This window comes from Limosilactobacillus pontis DSM 8475 (assembly GCF_001435345.1).
GTDB classification, from domain to species: domain Bacteria; phylum Bacillota; class Bacilli; order Lactobacillales; family Lactobacillaceae; genus Limosilactobacillus; species Limosilactobacillus pontis.
The window spans coordinates 1-331 of record NZ_AZGO01000005.1 but is presented as its reverse complement, the minus strand read 5'-3'; the positions used below and the strand labels follow the sequence as shown (position 1 = coordinate 331).

General features: G+C 35.0%; 1 protein-coding gene. It reads left to right on the top strand.

What is annotated here, in order from left to right; all coding sequences use genetic code 11:
- On the top strand, positions 1-192 hold a 192-nt coding region (locus tag FD34_RS08270; protein WP_083479748.1), incomplete at its 5' end, for a cold-shock protein.
- Positions 193-331: the final 139 nt, after the last annotated feature.

The window sequence follows — 331 nt, the reverse complement described above, 5'->3', positions numbered from 1 at the left end:
GGTACTGTAAAATGGTTTAATGCTGATAAGGGCTTTGGGTTTATCTCTGGTTCAGATGGTAAAGATGTATTTGTACACTATTCATCAATTAAAACTAACGGTTTTAAGAGTCTTGAGGAAGGGCAAAAAGTTAGTTACGATGTTGAACAAGGCGATCGAGGACCTAAAGCAACTAATGTTGTTCCACAATAATTTGTCTAATATTATGAAGAACTGCTTTTGATGGAGCAGTTCTTTTTTATGGCTCTTCGTCAAGAAGTACTGATAGAAAAATTTGAATAACTTTTCAAACAGCTCGTGTCTGAGATTGGACATGAGCTGTTCTTTTATT